General features: G+C 36.8%; 16 protein-coding genes. 3 read left to right on the top strand and 13 right to left on the bottom strand.

Annotated features, from left to right (window positions below):
• Positions 1–20: 20 nt before the first annotated feature.
• The 8 genes from thrS to PI85_RS07310 form a co-directional block, all read right to left on the bottom strand.
• Entirely contained in the window at positions 21–1,934 is a 1,914-nt protein-coding gene (thrS, locus tag PI85_RS07345; protein ID WP_036125576.1) for a threonine--tRNA ligase, read from the bottom strand.
• Positions 1,935–2,532: 598 nt separating this feature from the next.
• Complete coding sequence (locus tag PI85_RS07340) at positions 2,533–2,889, bottom strand: hypothetical protein (RefSeq protein ID WP_036125574.1); 357 nt, start codon at positions 2,887–2,889, stop codon at positions 2,533–2,535.
• A gap of 12 nt (positions 2,890–2,901) precedes the next feature.
• Positions 2,902–3,492 (bottom strand): hypothetical protein, encoded by a 591-nt coding sequence (locus tag PI85_RS07335; protein WP_036125573.1) that lies wholly within the window; start codon positions 3,490–3,492, stop codon positions 2,902–2,904.
• 133 nt (positions 3,493–3,625) lie between these two features.
• The gene (locus PI85_RS07330; RefSeq protein WP_036125571.1) at positions 3,626–4,135 is read right to left on the bottom strand and encodes a hypothetical protein; all 510 of its coding nucleotides are present in this window, start codon (positions 4,133–4,135) and stop codon (positions 3,626–3,628) included.
• A 134-nt stretch (positions 4,136–4,269) separates the two neighbouring features.
• On the bottom strand, positions 4,270–4,734 hold the full coding sequence (locus PI85_RS07325; protein WP_036125569.1) for a hypothetical protein: 465 nt from the start codon (positions 4,732–4,734) through the stop codon (positions 4,270–4,272).
• Between the two features lie 51 nt (positions 4,735–4,785).
• Positions 4,786–5,268, bottom strand: coding sequence for a GNAT family N-acetyltransferase (locus PI85_RS07320; RefSeq protein WP_036125568.1), 483 nt, complete (start codon positions 5,266–5,268; stop codon positions 4,786–4,788).
• A 14-nt stretch (positions 5,269–5,282) separates the two neighbouring features.
• Positions 5,283–5,630 (bottom strand): DUF3147 family protein, encoded by a 348-nt coding sequence (locus PI85_RS07315; protein ID WP_025117177.1) that lies wholly within the window; start codon positions 5,628–5,630, stop codon positions 5,283–5,285.
• Positions 5,630–6,028 carry a MarR family winged helix-turn-helix transcriptional regulator gene (locus tag PI85_RS07310; RefSeq protein ID WP_025117176.1) on the bottom strand — a complete coding sequence of 133 codons (399 nt, stop codon included), beginning with the start codon at positions 6,026–6,028 and terminating at the stop codon, positions 5,630–5,632. Before PI85_RS07310 ends, PI85_RS07315 begins: the two co-directional genes overlap by 1 nt.
• A 300-nt stretch (positions 6,029–6,328) precedes the next feature.
• On the opposite strand from PI85_RS07310, the gene PI85_RS07305 reads away from it, so the two are divergent.
• Positions 6,329–6,664 (top strand): hypothetical protein, encoded by a 336-nt coding sequence (locus tag PI85_RS07305; protein ID WP_036125567.1) that lies wholly within the window; start codon positions 6,329–6,331, stop codon positions 6,662–6,664.
• A gap of 173 nt (positions 6,665–6,837) precedes the next feature.
• Here the strand turns inward: PI85_RS07305 and PI85_RS07300 are convergent, their stop codons facing one another.
• A complete protein-coding gene (locus PI85_RS07300; RefSeq protein ID WP_036125565.1) occupies positions 6,838–7,482 on the bottom strand; it encodes a class I SAM-dependent methyltransferase in 645 nt (214 codons plus the stop codon).
• A 386-nt stretch (positions 7,483–7,868) separates the two neighbouring features.
• Between PI85_RS07300 and PI85_RS07295 the strand changes: the two genes are divergently transcribed.
• Together PI85_RS07295 and PI85_RS07290 are read left to right on the top strand one after the other, a co-directional pair.
• On the top strand, positions 7,869–8,156 hold the full coding sequence (locus PI85_RS07295) for a hypothetical protein (protein ID WP_036125564.1): 288 nt from the start codon (positions 7,869–7,871) through the stop codon (positions 8,154–8,156).
• A 437-nt stretch (positions 8,157–8,593) separates the two neighbouring features.
• Positions 8,594–9,247: a FusB/FusC family EF-G-binding protein gene (locus PI85_RS07290; protein ID WP_036125563.1), complete on the top strand. Its 654-nt coding sequence runs from the start codon at positions 8,594–8,596 to the stop codon at positions 9,245–9,247.
• 381 nt (positions 9,248–9,628) lie between these two features.
• Here PI85_RS07290 and PI85_RS07285 read toward each other — a convergent pair whose 3' ends face one another.
• The 4 genes from PI85_RS07285 to PI85_RS07270 form a co-directional block, all read right to left on the bottom strand.
• A complete protein-coding gene (locus PI85_RS07285; RefSeq protein WP_025117169.1) occupies positions 9,629–9,838 on the bottom strand; it encodes a hypothetical protein in 210 nt (69 codons plus the stop codon).
• Positions 9,839–10,054: 216 nt separating this feature from the next.
• Positions 10,055–11,053, bottom strand: a complete 999-nt coding sequence (locus tag PI85_RS07280) for a hypothetical protein (protein WP_036125562.1) — start codon at positions 11,051–11,053, stop codon at positions 10,055–10,057.
• Positions 11,040–11,390, bottom strand: a complete 351-nt coding sequence (locus tag PI85_RS07275; RefSeq protein ID WP_036125561.1) for a PadR family transcriptional regulator — start codon at positions 11,388–11,390, stop codon at positions 11,040–11,042. Before PI85_RS07275 ends, PI85_RS07280 begins: the two co-directional genes overlap by 14 nt.
• A gap of 320 nt (positions 11,391–11,710) precedes the next feature.
• Entirely contained in the window at positions 11,711–12,634 is a 924-nt protein-coding gene (locus PI85_RS07270) for a phosphotransferase (protein WP_235318466.1), read from the bottom strand.

The raw sequence follows: 12,634 nt of genomic DNA, 5'->3' as shown, positions 1-12,634 counted from the left end.
TATTCAAAGCAAGCTTTCTTTTATAAGCTCTTTTGTTTGATGGCTTCTGTCATTTCCTCTATTAATTGGGGCACCGAATATTCAACAGTGGCTTGTTGTCCATGTCTACGGACAGACACATTTTGATTGGTAGCCTCCCGATCCCCGATAACAAGGATATACGGTATTTTATGCAATTGCGCCTCCCGAATCTTTTTACCGAGCTTTTCCTGACGATCGTCAAGTTTCACCCGAATTTGTTCATGTTGTAGGGCTTTTACTACTTGCTTGGCATAGTCTTGATGTGCATCAGCTACTGCTATGACTTGCACTTGTTGTGGTGCAAGCCAAATGGGGAACGCCCCTCCAAAATGCTCAATGAGAATACCTAGGAAACGATCAATGGAACCAAACACTGCCCGATGGATGACAACCGGTCGAACTTTTTCATTGTGTTCATTAATATATGTTAAATCGAATTTCTCAGGTAGCTGGAAATCGAGTTGTACTGTGGCACACTGATGACTTCGTTGGATGGCATCTTTAATATGAATGTCGATTTTCGGTCCGTAAAAAGCCCCATCCCCTTCATTAATCGTATAGTCGATGCCTAAATTTTTCAGCACATTTTTAAGTGCCTCTTCTGCCTGATCCCATAACGACAATTCTCCCATAAAGTCATCTGGACGTGTCGATAGTTCTACCGAATATTGGAAACCAAATACATTGTACACCTCATCTATTATTTTTAGAGCCAATGCAATTTCATCCTCAATTTGCTGCGGTGTTGCAAAAATATGTGCATCATCCTGACAAAATGACCTAACGCGTAACAATCCATTCAGTGCACCGCTAAATTCATGGCGATGCACTTGGCCAAATTCCGCCATTCGTATCGGTAAATCTCTGTAAGAATGTAGGTTATTTTTGAAGATGAGCATATGTCCTGGGCAGTTCATTGGCTTTAAGGCAAAGCTTTGATCATCCACCTGTGTAAAGTACATATTGTCTTTATAGTGATCCCAATGACCTGACTGTTCCCATAAGCGCTGATTCATCATTAGAGGTGTCCGTACTTCTCGATAGTCATATTTTGCTTGTAAATTTCGCAAATAGGATTCCAGCTCATTTCGTAAAATTTGACCATTTGCTAAATAAAAGGGCATTCCAGGCGCTTCCTCTGAAAACATAAACAATGACAGTTCTTTGCCCAGTTTACGATGATTTCGCTTTTCTGCTTCGTCTAAAAACACGAAGTATTGTTGAAGTTCTTCTTTTGTTGCGAAGGCGACCCCATAAATACGTTGTAGCATTTGATTGTCGCTATTGCCTCGCCAATACGCACCCGATACATGCATTAATTGGAAGTGTTGTAACTTCCCCGTAGATGGAACATGGGAACCTCGACATAAATCATAAAATTCCCCCTGCTCATAAATTGTCACAGTTTCATCAGCTGGAATAGACTCCAACAGTTCCAGCTTTAACGCATCATGAGTAAAAAGCTCCTTGGCTTCATTCCGAGAAACCTCTCGTCGCTTGATTTGTACATTTTCCCGCACAATTTGTTTCATCGTTTTTTCAATTTGTTGTAAATCACTTGGTGTCAGTGTATCTGCAATGTCTATATCATAATAAAAGCCGTTTTCAATCACAGGTCCTACCCCAAACTGTGCATGGGGGTATAGACGTTTGACAGCCTGTGCTAATAAATGGGCCGTTGAATGACGAATAACTTCAATTCCTTCCTTAGAGCTAGCATCATACAATGTAATTTGAGCATCTTCCATAATCGGGCGCGTCAAATCAACGATGGTTCCATTGACACTCCCCGCTACTGCCTTTTTGCGAAGCTCAGGACGAATCGCTTGGGCAATTTCGGTTAGTGTCACGCCTTTTGTAAATGCTTGCTGTTGACCATCTGGAAATTGAATGTGAATAACTTGATTTGACATGTTCTCGACTCCTTTAAGTTTTATCAATTTTGCTCTGGTGTCATAGAAGTCCTAATTGTGCATACAATTTGAAAAACTATGGACCTGCCAAAGACATGGTCCTCATTCAGCTTTAGAATGGGGACCAAAATAAAAAAACACATATCCGCCCCTATATAGGGACGAGTATGTGTTCATTACCCGTGGTTCCACCCAAATTCCCACTAGTAAATAGACTAGTGGCTCATTGATTTTGCTGTAACGTTGCAAAAGACGGTGCAAGTTTCCAAGCACAGCTCCAAGGTAGTAAGAAGGGATCACAACATTAGGAAGCTTGCAGCAAATGCCTCCCTCTCTGAAAATGGTTGATCAAATCTCTTGTCCTTATCATGGCTCATTTCATTTTTGCATGAAATTGTTAATTACTATAACGAATCCTGTTTTTTTTGTCAAACCTTGAAATAAAAAAATCATCCGTTTTAATGACCACGGTTGTTCGAGTCGAAATTTTATAACGCTTACATTTATTTCAACTACATACATAACGCGTCATACACGCTATCTCTCTAACAAATGAAACAATAAGACCAAAAGTTCAATATCGAATTATTATTATCCATTAATGATTCTTTATTTCTAAAGACTCATTTTCAGATAGCCACTGCATATGAATAATTGGCTTAGCATTCCGTTTAAAAAACTTCTCACTTTCTTTTTTCGTAAAGGAATAATACCCCTCTTTATTTAACTCCACATCCACTATATTTTGGGATTCCTTTTCCCCTTCAATGGTGATTTGTAAGGGCCCTAAATCATCCTTCTCATCCAGATAATATAAGCGTAATCCTTGATTAGAATTACTATGGTAGATCGCTTTCCAATGCTCACTCTTAGCGATATAATGCACTTCCTGCTCAGGACTCTGACAGGCTGTTAGCAGAAGTAGTAAAATCATTGGCACTATCCATTTCTTCATATTTTATTCCCCCTAACAATGCATGGTGACAGTCAACCCTGTTGGCTTTTCTTCAAACATATCTTTGTATTCTGTAAAAATAAAGCTGAGTCCTTGTATGTCATCTGGTAATGGCGGTGTCACTACATATCTATTACTTTCATGCTGGTCTGAGCCGCTTGCTCCTGTATGGTGGCTTTCATAATGTTGGTCTATAAATAACCCTAAATAATGGCGATTTAATCTTTGACGAATATCTTGATAGGAATCTTCCTCATCATCCCAGTCTATCAAAAGCTGTACAACACTTGCATTTTCGTATTGCCGAACATAGGAAACCGTATAGATTCGATCTCCTACTTCCTGCGATTGTAATACTGGAATATATTGACGAAATCCGACTGGCTCGACACGTGATTGATAGTATTTTTCTGATTTAATCACACTGAAAATCATGGCTAAAAATGTGTCATCGAAACCATATTTTTGTGCCCATTCCTTCATCATTTTATCTGTTGGGCTATCTTTTGTATGAGCAGAGAGCTCTTTCCGTTGACATAAGAGCGCACATAATTGCTCATCTATTGGCAATCGTTTTTGGTGTATGCTGGGCATTTCGTTCATCTACATCCTCCTCCATCCTACAAGTCCCTCTTCTTTTTATACGTTATTCCCCTCATTTAGTTCCATAATCAGCCTAATTTTACTTTTTAGCACTAATAAAAAAAGCTACCCTATTTGGATAGCTTTTTTCTAGTTAATTGATGACAACCTCATTATGCCAGCTAGTGGAATCTGATAATTGATATGTAATCATATTGGCCGTGACGGCAAGGATGACACCTGCTCTAGATGATCTATGGGAAATATCGGGATTTTCCAATACAAGAACAGCGTACCCTTCACCTCGCCCTTGATCATCAATTGCATTGGGTGCATGAATCTCAAAGGTTGAGTAGGACTGATTTTTTGTTGCATAAAGTAGTCTCTCCTCACGATACACACCATTCTCCTTTAGATTATAGCTAACAGGCATCCACCCATCAGACCATTCAACACTGCCAAGGATTTGACGTTTCCTACTAGCAAGTTTGCCGATAGAATACGTAAAATATATTTTCATTATCGCTTGATCTAATTCATTTTTTCCTTCTGAGGTGGCCGTTACTTCAAGCATAATTTCATTCTTCGAAAACTTTCTCATTAACACTAAAGCCACAGTGATAACACAGATAAATAGTACTATACCCATTATGATAATTGCCATTAGGTCCCTCCTAGTATCACGATTGCTATTACTATAATATTACCATGATTTAGGAGGAATTAGTGCTTTTCAGCAAACAATCTTAGGAAATGACACAGGCATAAATGATAAGACAAAATTAGCGTGTAGTCTGTCTATTGACCTTGTTGAAGCTCCGCGGTTAGGGTAAAAGGTATCCGTAAATATTCATATTGAATCTTCACCTTTTTGATGTCGGCTGCTTTGACTTGAACCGCGTAGTGCTGTGGCTGCTTGCCAATGGCTTGTTGATCTATGTATGAACGAGGCAAAACTTTAACTTGCGTTAATTTATGAAATGACATATTGGGATTTCCCTCTAGTTTTGTTTCGACCTCAAATGGTTCAGACTTACTAACGATAAGCTCAGCACTGTCAGGAAGTTTTTCATTGACGAGTAGTTGTGTAAGTTTAATTTCACGTAATCCTTTATTTTCAATCGCAATGATCTTGACCGCTTCATTACCCTGCTTACTTGTGTAACTTTGAATGACAAGCGGTGGGTTACTCTTAAGATAAATCATAAATGCGGCGCCCACCACAAGCACACTTAGTAATAAGGCAAATACTATTTTTTTCATATGTTCCCTCTCTTTCCACTTTCTCAGTATAACAAAAAACAACCTGACTTTTTAGAAGTCAAGCTGTTTTTGTAGTCGTAATTCATCTCGTATCGCAATGCCATCATTGCCGATAAGTGGAATGGAAGGCTTATAGGCTCTTGCCTTTTCCACCGCATTAGGCAAGATTTCGATGAAGTAATATCCTCTTTTTTGATAAAACTTTAGGGCATGTAAATTATCATTCGTTGTAATAAGAGTAATGCTTGTACAACCGTTATCTAAAGCTATTTGTTCCACTGCTTGTACAAGCGCTGAACCGATACCTTTGCCTTCTTCAAGACTATCGAGAGAAATGATTTCACAGTCTTGCCTACGAAAAATGTAAGTAACAAGCCCTATCATCTCTTGACGGTCATTGACAAAAGCGAAGCCCTCTAATTGACTACAGTCATAAACGCCACTTGAAATGACCATTTCTGTAGTTCCCCAATGCTCCTTAAAAAAATGAAGCACATTTTGTTGTGGTAATTGTTGAATTTCAATGATTGTCATGTCAGAACTCCTCGTTAAATGGATAGGTGAAAAACACCTGCAATGGCCTTTTGAATGCCTAAGAAAACTGCCCAGGAAAGAATACCTAGACCAATAGCAAAGACAATATGAATAGAGGATTTCATCGCCATGTAAATAACAAACAGCATGCACATGGTTGCCGGTAAACCAATAATGACACCAACTGTAAAGCGTTGAATATGCTCGCTCGATTCACTTTGAACCGTCAGCCAAATGATACTTAAAATACTCACTAAAGGTAATGCCGCAATAATTCCGCCATAGGAAGGAAATCTTCGCGCCACTTCTGTGACGACACCAATAATGGCTGCCGAGCTAAGAATTTTAAACAATGTATACATTATTTCGCCACCTCACTTAGACGTCGGAATGCCTGTAGGATGGCCTGCTGTTCCTGTTCTGTTAGCTGATTAAGTGCATGCTTGAGTTTCTCTTCATCTAATTCTGAGTTTTTCTTCAGTATTTGTAAGCCCTCTACTGTCAAATGAAGAATAACCTTACGTTGATCGTCACTCGCACGTTCTTTTGTCACCCAGGCATGTCTCTCTAGTTTTTTCACATGCTCTGACGCTGTATTAGGAGAAATATTTAATAACCCTGCAATATCGCGTACTGTTACCTCTTCTTCCTTTTGAATCATCTGTAAAATTCGCACACTTTGGTGAGAAATCACATCTTCATGTGTTGTATGTAGATGATAAAATATCGTAGTAAAATACTCATTTATATTTGTAATCATGTTGGTACCCCTTCTATATATCGTTGAATACGATTATATCGTAATTAACGATATATTAAAAGTACTCCCCATAAAGTTTATATTTTCAGATAGTTTACTAGAGCAAAAATGGCAAATGGAGTCTATGAGAAGAACCAACTTAGAAAGATATGATGATTCTCGTTAACAAAAATATGCTATTTCATTTTCATAAAAATCTAATTTTTTGCGCATCTTGCTAAAATATCATCGACTGCTACGTGTAGACATGGATGTTCTACAGTATTATTACTCTATTCTGAATTTAATTGAGGGCAATCTATGTTATACTTTCTGTATTTTTTAGTAGGCGGCACCATCATGGTGTTAGCGCTACTACTAAGCCAATCCAACTATTTATTTCTCTCAGGTGTCATTACGGCCCTGCCGATTTTGACATTGATTAACATGGGCATGCAAATGAAAAATATGAAAGCTTCTACCTTTCATACGGTCCTACAAAACACCGTATTTGGAGCGATCGGCATGCTGTTATTTACTGTACTCGTCTTCCTCTTAACGAACTGGTTTAAGCCTGGTACTTCGGTTATGAGTGCGCTAGCAGTCTATGCTGTGTTTATGCTTTCTGGCAAATATATTTTATCGATGTTTGCCTAACAAGCAAAAGGAGCTATCTTTTGACAGCTCCTTCGCATTATTTACATTAGCCCTATCTGTTATAGACTAACTTTTGATGATTCTCACATAAACCTTTTAATCGTTGAACAGGGGCTGACTGAATAAGTTCCTCTAGCACACCATCTATTTCGAATTCTCCATATAAAACGTCTTTAATCTACCTCAGCACAATTCGATATTACAAAAACACCACCACAATGCGAGATTGGGTAAAAGTGCAGCTGACAACGATCCTGCAGGCTAGTTTTTAGCTCCTCATGGACAAAATAAAACTCATCATCATCCCAATAGCCTTTGCTAGCCTGACGGCATTGTTCTAGCTGCTCTCTTGTTTGAAAGGCAACATCGCCTATTAAAATTTTACCTTCGGGTGTTAGTTGCTGTAATAATTGCGTGATATACGTAACCTTCTGCTCATCAGTAAAATGATGCAGGGCATAGGTACTAACAATCGCATCATATTGTTTATTCATCAGTGTTGCAGGTAGACCATTCGATAAATCCCATTCAAGTAAGTTAGCATGTGGCATTTTTGCCTGTGCAATAGCCATCATCTTCGAAGAAAAATCAAAACCATCGATCTTGTGCCCATGCTCATAAAGTTTAGCTGTTAAAACACCTGTCCCAAAGCCAATATCTAATACAGTCGATGCAGAAACTTGCATGACCTCATTAAAAATTTTATTTAAAATGTCTTTATAGCCCGCAAATGGGTATTGCTCATTTTCTTCACTAAGTTGAACGGTTTGGTCATAGCCATCCGCCCAGAGATCAAAACCTTGTTGATTTAATAGCATAGTGCCTCCTAAATTGAATAAATTCTCCAAGCATTGTTTCGTTGACAATTCATTTTCTGTGTCATCACAATTCCTCCTTTATTAACCAATTCATTCAATTATAGCAATCTTTTATCTATCGAACAATTCAGAAAATATATAGGTCAATAAGCAAATATTATACTTTTGTTGAAATTCTCTAAGCTCTTGTTCAGCTGTAGATACTTCTTCCTGTGCTACTGGCACATACGCATTAACATGATGCAAAAATTCATACTGAAAATGAAGCTACTGCTACTAATAGTGGTTTTCTCATCATGTAAAACATTATTAATTTACAAAATATTACATATTATCTTTTTTATGATACAATAATTATATTGGGTAGTTAAAAATGAGGTGGCTAAATGCAAGTTACAAATAAAAAGGGGATATTATGGATTAGCATTATCATGACCTTATTGTCCATTTTCTTTGTATCCTATGGTACCAATAAATTTGGAGCCCCTTTTCAATTTATAAGTTACATCGGTGAGAATGAGTTACCATCTGCATTTTCTTTATTTACCAAAAATGGTATTACTTCAATTCAATTTAATATACTTTATTTTTTTATAGATGTTACACTTATTTACTTTATTCTTTTTTATGGTAGAAAAATAATTAGTTTATTAAAAATAAGCAAACAATCCTAAGTTTTATCTTAAGAAGCTCTGGATTTCAAGATCGACGGGCTGTTATTTAAAGTATAAACGATCTCAACTTGATAAATTTACATGGTCTTAGACATAACTTCGATCCATATGCCATAGTTAATGAAAGCAATTGGGTCATACATGTTTAAATACGTATCACCACTTCACTGGTCATTTGACTATTGAAAATCAAGTGTAACATTTGATAAAATTAATAAATCAAGATCATTCACTTTTTAGACTAAAAATAAAAAACTTATATAAATCAACAATCCTTAAGGGAGGGATCGAAATGTCCGCATTCACTTGTAATGCATGCTCTAGAACGGCTTCTGAGGTCAAAGAGGTCTAAATTAAGTTATATCCATAACAGAAATTGAATGATCTCTTAGGCCAAATGCTTTTAAAATTAGCCTATAAAACAGGAGAGATTTCAAATGGAAAAACAAACTATTCAGCCGTTCTTAACGGTCGCAAACTATCACTTACTGGAACAGCAATTAAGTAAAATTTTACATGCTCTTACCACAACGCAGGACAAAAGTGTCATTCTTGCAGTACGCGGGCTTGTTGAAACGGAAATTACTACCAAATTAGAGTTATCCATTGAGGAAACACAGCTTGTTGAACAGCTTTTCACCGTCACAGACCGTGCACAGGGCGATGCCTTGTTAGAGCAGTTAAAGCCCTATGTCATACCGTTTAAGCCAGTGACAGCTAGCACGCTCAAATCATTGTTTAAAAAGGAGAAAAAGCTGAAGCTACCTAATTTAGATGAACTTGATTTTCAACAAATTTGTTACCTAGCATGGGATGATGTTGGGACACATCGAAAATACGTTGTCCTCGAACAAGACGACAAACTACAGGGGATTAAAGGGATATTTTCCAACAATACTGTTCGCGGTATTTGCGCCATCTGTAACCGTCATTCAGATGTTGGCTTATTTACGACTTCCATTAAAGGGCAAGTCGTTGGTACATTTACTAACCATAGTAATTATATTTGTGCAGATAGCCAAACATGTAATGAGCATGTATCAGATATGAATAGAACGCGCGAATTTTTCCAACGAATAACCAAAAAATAAATGAAACAAGGGCAGGAATGTTGTGTAGGCAACATTTCTGCCTTTTTAATGGCTAGCGCAATTTGACTTTTGTAGTGGCATAGCTTAAATGAAACATGACACTTTCCCCTTCTCTCCATTCCAGATGTTCAACACCCAAAACAGATAAACCGTCTTGCTGAAGATTTCTTTCATGACTAATAAGCGTTACTGTATCTTTGTCTACCTTTTTGATGACACTATCCCCCTCCCACTGCTTGGAAAAACTTCAGAAATAATTTCAGACACAAAAAATCACCTCCTCTATAAAGGAACTATAGGGGGAAGGTGATTTAAATCAAACTCATATAAAATTATTATACTATAGGTCACATAAAGCTTTATTAAATATCGACACTACGTTTAACGTGACTCTTTTGGTGGCTGGCATACATCACATTTTCGTTGATGTTTATTTTTAAATTTAGTAAATGTTTTTTCAAAGTTACTACCACATGCACATTTAAATAGTAACTTTTGAGAAAACCCGTGATATTCCGTTGATAGCAACTTACTTTCCGAATTGTTCTCAACAAATTCTTTAATTTTACCAATCGTCCAACGTTTATTCATTTTCTTACACCTCCATACTTTCTCGTTCTGCGGAGGCTTTTCTTGGCATCCGTTCAAGGTCTTAATTAACTTAAGCTCCTCATTATAACATGAGCTGGCATACAAAAAATAGATCGAAGCTATCTTATTCAACGTTCGTATTCGTCAATGTGTTCTTTTCTTGGACTAGCTAAAATGATTTAAGTAAGATGGAGTGATGGAAGATAGCAAAAAGAATTAACGGATTCGAGCCTTACGGAATCCATCAAATATATTGATGGCTACAGATAAAATAAATATGATGATTCCCCCGCTAACTACCCATAGTTCAAATTGCTTCGTTGTTGTGCTAAATAAATTACTCATGCGAGTTATAAATTCTTGGTTCATTACATTCGGATTACTTATTATCACAATAAAGACAACCGTTGATAAAAGCTCAAGAATAGCATGAAAGATAGCTATTTTTTTCGTCCATTGTCTTTTGAATAATTTATAGAGTGCTAACCCAATTTCAAGTGCGATAATAACTATTATAATAGGCCAATAACGAAGCAAAACATCCTGATTAAATGCTGGAGTTACGAATTCGAGTCCATTTCTCCCGCCTTCATAGATTCCTAAAAGGTAATTGGCATTAAAGTAAAGAGTTGCCCAAATCGCCGTCCACATTAAATAGCCAAATACTTCAAGCCTCGTAATCGCCTTTTTCTTAGGAATATAAATGACGTTTTTCAAATCGTCAGGGGTCCACTTTTTAAGACTCGTTGACAATGGATGCTGGTCTTTTTCTTTATCCGTTCGTTCAACAATAACAAAAACAAGCGTTAGCCAAAAAAAGACGTGGATTCCTACTTCGATGATTCTAAATATGCCTTCACCTAAAAGTGTGAGGACAGCATTGATAACCTCTTCTTCTCCGCCAAAACCAATAAAATATTCAGCCACCATCGAGATTAACGCAATGACAGCGGCAATTGGTAAGATCATTTTTAATAACGATAAATATACATCAAAGTAGCGTGGGCCAATTAAATGCATAGGTTGATCTCGATAACCACTCGCTAATTCTGCTGGATTCCCTAATTTTTCAAGAACATCCTTTACATCATCATCCCTGTAATCATCAGACAACATATCGCTAATTGTTGAGCGTAACTCTAGTGCGATATCCTCACGATTTTTTTCGGGCAACCTCCGTGTGACCTCTTGAATATAAATATCAATCAGATTCATCTTTATCCTCATCCCCCTTTAATAACTCATAGAGTTGTTTTGAATTATTAATCCATTCACTTTTTAATTGCAAAAAGATTTCTAATCCATATTCACTTAATACATAGTACTTTCGCGGTCTACTCTCAGATGTATCCCAGCTGCTCGTCACTAAATCCTGTTTTTCTAATCGGCGAAGCAATGGATATAAGGTGCTTTGATCAATATTAATGCCCGAATCTTCCAATAACTGAACAAGGGAATACCCATACTGGGGTGTTCTTAATTGACTCAAAACGGCTAATGTCAGCGTTCCTCTCCTAAGTTCTGTCGATAATGAATTCAGTAGTGTACTCATTCATCCACCTCAATTTTTATACTATATGACATACAGTGTATAATTCATACTATGTATCGTACACTATTATTGTTACAATAACAAGCGAAATTAAACACTATTGTTGCTTTGAAATAAAGTTAGAGCAAAAATGGCTCCCTAACCCTTATTTAAGGTTAAATAAAAAGAATCCCTTTTGAAAAAAGATTGTTCAAAAGGGATTCTTTTCTAGAGTTTTAAGTTAGATTTTATAAAAAAGATTATTTTCTATCTGTGTTGCTCAAAATCCCGCCCGATTGTTGAAGAAACGGGATAAATAGTTAGGTTTCTTTTCGCACTTCTTATATGAGTTTATAGGCAGCACTATCCATCACAACACGAATTAAGCTATTGAACAATTTTTGTTGAGAAGAATTTTGCCAATCCTCTTCATACTCAGCCATTAACCACATTACTTCATCGAGAAAGACGTGCTGTTTCGCCTTGTCCCAATAACCTTTTTCATGATCAGTTAAAACAATATATTCTTTATAGCCTTTTAAAAATAATGCCCATTCATCTATTGTAAAAATCTGGTCTGGTGCTTCTTCATGTTCATTATGAAAAAGTAGTAATGCCAAAGCTAGGTCAAAGATCCTTGGTATCCAAGTAGCGTTATCCGGATCAATTAGATATGGTTCAGGGATTAAAACCAAATTATTCGCTTTAAAATCATGCGGCGTAGAAACATGTGGTAATCCTGCATGGTAGAGTTCCTGTTGACTTGCAACACTTTCTAGTAATTTTGTTTTTAACCCTGTATCAATTTCAACTCCAGCGTTGTCAGCATGTTGTATAATTGCTTCCATACTCTCTTCTACTTCTAGTTCATTAAAATCATAAACATCGTAGTCAAGAAGATTATAGGCATTTGAAGAAGGTGAAAAACTATGAATTTGTCCTAACAGCTTTCCAGCTCCATAGATTTCTTTTTCTTTGCCTGAGTATTTCTTGCCTTCTATAAATGGATAAACAACAAGATTTGTATCCTCATACTTTTGTGGGTTATTTACTTGTAACTTAACTGGTGTTACAACATTTACCCCTTTATCTTTTAGCATAGTAATATAAGACATGACATTCTTTGCTCTTCTTTGCGTACGTTTTACAACAACATCCTTATCACCATATTTTACTCGATATACTGGTGAATATGGATAAATGCTTTTAGGCTCTTCACTAACTTCAAATCCAAATATAGTTAAAATTTCTTTTCCATTCATCAT

The organism is Lysinibacillus sp. A1 (assembly GCF_000801965.1).
In the GTDB taxonomy this organism is placed as follows: Bacteria; Bacillota; Bacilli; order Bacillales_A; family Planococcaceae; genus Lysinibacillus; species Lysinibacillus fusiformis.
The sequence above is the reverse complement of the archived record's forward strand: the minus strand, read 5'-3'. Positions and strand labels throughout refer to the sequence as shown.

Bases quoted from the DNA above. Each gene is read 5' to 3' on its own strand.
- PI85_RS07305 (WP_036125567.1), top strand. From the start codon at position 6,329: ATGTTATACTTTCTGTATTTTTTAGTAGGCGGCACCATCATGGTGTTA.
- PI85_RS07320 (WP_036125568.1), bottom strand. From the start codon at position 5,268: ATGACAATCATTGAAATTCAACAATTACCACAACAAAATGTGCTTCAT.
- PI85_RS07330 (WP_036125571.1), bottom strand. From the start codon at position 4,135: ATGGCAATTATCATAATGGGTATAGTACTATTTATCTGTGTTATCACT.
- PI85_RS07300 (WP_036125565.1), bottom strand. From the start codon at position 7,482: ATGCTATTAAATCAACAAGGTTTTGATCTCTGGGCGGATGGCTATGAC.
- PI85_RS07340 (WP_036125574.1), bottom strand. From the start codon at position 2,889: ATGAAGAAATGGATAGTGCCAATGATTTTACTACTTCTGCTAACAGCC.
- PI85_RS07275 (WP_036125561.1), bottom strand. From the start codon at position 11,390: ATGAGTACACTACTGAATTCATTATCGACAGAACTTAGGAGAGGAACG.
- PI85_RS07280 (WP_036125562.1), bottom strand. From the start codon at position 11,053: ATGAATCTGATTGATATTTATATTCAAGAGGTCACACGGAGGTTGCCC.
- PI85_RS07270 (WP_235318466.1), bottom strand. From the start codon at position 12,634: ATGATGAATGGAAAAGAAATTTTAACTATATTTGGATTTGAAGTTAGT.
- PI85_RS07325 (WP_036125569.1), bottom strand. From the start codon at position 4,734: ATGAAAAAAATAGTATTTGCCTTATTACTAAGTGTGCTTGTGGTGGGC.
- PI85_RS07310 (WP_025117176.1), bottom strand. From the start codon at position 6,028: ATGATTACAAATATAAATGAGTATTTTACTACGATATTTTATCATCTA.
- thrS (WP_036125576.1), bottom strand. From the start codon at position 1,934: ATGTCAAATCAAGTTATTCACATTCAATTTCCAGATGGTCAACAGCAA.
- PI85_RS07335 (WP_036125573.1), bottom strand. From the start codon at position 3,492: ATGAACGAAATGCCCAGCATACACCAAAAACGATTGCCAATAGATGAG.
- PI85_RS07290 (WP_036125563.1), top strand. From the start codon at position 8,594: ATGGAAAAACAAACTATTCAGCCGTTCTTAACGGTCGCAAACTATCAC.
- PI85_RS07295 (WP_036125564.1), top strand. From the start codon at position 7,869: ATGCAAGTTACAAATAAAAAGGGGATATTATGGATTAGCATTATCATG.
- PI85_RS07285 (WP_025117169.1), bottom strand. From the start codon at position 9,838: ATGAATAAACGTTGGACGATTGGTAAAATTAAAGAATTTGTTGAGAAC.
- PI85_RS07315 (WP_025117177.1), bottom strand. From the start codon at position 5,630: ATGTATACATTGTTTAAAATTCTTAGCTCGGCAGCCATTATTGGTGTC.